The sequence below is a fragment of the Spirosoma jeollabukense genome (genome assembly GCF_054777855.1).
On record NZ_BAAHAD010000064.1, the window covers coordinates 1 to 1,053 of the forward strand.

General features: G+C 21.1%; 3 protein-coding genes. All 3 read left to right on the plus strand.

The window, feature by feature from the left end; genetic code table 11:
- Nucleotides 1-191, plus strand: a 191-nt coding sequence (locus tag ACYVEA_RS34515) for a hypothetical protein (protein ID WP_461117906.1), incomplete at its 5' end; no start/stop codon positions are given.
- A 45-nt stretch (nucleotides 192-236) separates the two neighbouring features.
- Nucleotides 237-638: an NADH-quinone oxidoreductase subunit A gene (locus tag ACYVEA_RS34520; protein ID WP_460433877.1), complete on the plus strand. Its 402-nt coding sequence runs from the start codon at nucleotides 237-239 to the stop codon at nucleotides 636-638.
- 202 nt (nucleotides 639-840) lie between these two features.
- Nucleotides 841-1,053: ATP synthase subunit C family protein (locus ACYVEA_RS34525; protein WP_461117907.1), on the plus strand; the 213-nt coding region annotated here is incomplete at its 3' end.

Here is a 1,053-nt window from a genome sequence, read left to right on the forward strand (position 1 = left end):
CACCTAAATATAAAGTAAATCCATTATTAAATAATTTAAATTTTAATGGTAATATATATAACAAACAAAATATTTTAATTAAATCTATTACTTTTAAATATAATAATATTGCAATATCTAGTCCAATAGCTATTACAATATCTGTAATAACTTTAATTATATTATTATTTATATTTGTAAATAAAGAATGATTAAGTATGAGTACCATATTGGTACAATTCTTATTTAATTATTAAATGTCTAGTTTAAGTATATTATTTATATTAGTGCTTATTATTGCAGCTCTTTTTTTAGTTATTAATTTAGTATTTGCTCCTCATAACCCTTATCAAGAAAAATATTCTATTTTTGAATGTGGATTTCATAGTTTTTTAGGTCAAAATAGAAGTCAATTTACTATAAAATTCTTTATATACGCACTTATATTTTTACTTTTAGATTTAGAAATATTATTAATATTTCCTTTTGGAGTTAGTAGTTATACTAATGATTTATACGGGTTAATTATAGTTTTAGGTTTTATAACAATCGTTACAATAGGTTTTGTTTATGAATTAGGTAAAAATGCTTTAAAAATAGACAGTAGACAATCTATAATTAAAACTAATACAAAAAATATAAAAATATTTACATTATAATAAAACATAATTTAAATTATATTTTATATTAAATATATTATCATAAATAATATATTTAATGCTTTATTAATACCATAGTGTATTTATAATTAATTAATATTAAATAAATATTAACAAAATGAATAAAAAGTACAAGATAAATAAAAAGGATGTACTAAAAATTACTGATTTAAAATAAGATGTTTATAGACTACCTAAAGTTATGGTTCAAGTTGCTAAAATAATAGGAACAGGTTTAGCTACTACAGGTTTAATAGGAGCTGGAGTAGGAATTGGTGTAGTTTTCGGTGCCTTAATATTAGGAGTTGCTAGAAATCCTTCTTTAAGAGGACAATTATTCTCTTATGCTATTTTAGGATTCGCCTTTTCAGAAGCCACTGGATTATTTGCCTTAATGATGGCTTTCTTACTACTT

Coding starts and splice junctions, on each gene's coding strand:
- ACYVEA_RS34520 (WP_460433877.1), top strand. CDS start 237: ATGTCTAGTTTAAGTATATTATTTATATTAGTGCTTATTATTGCAGCT.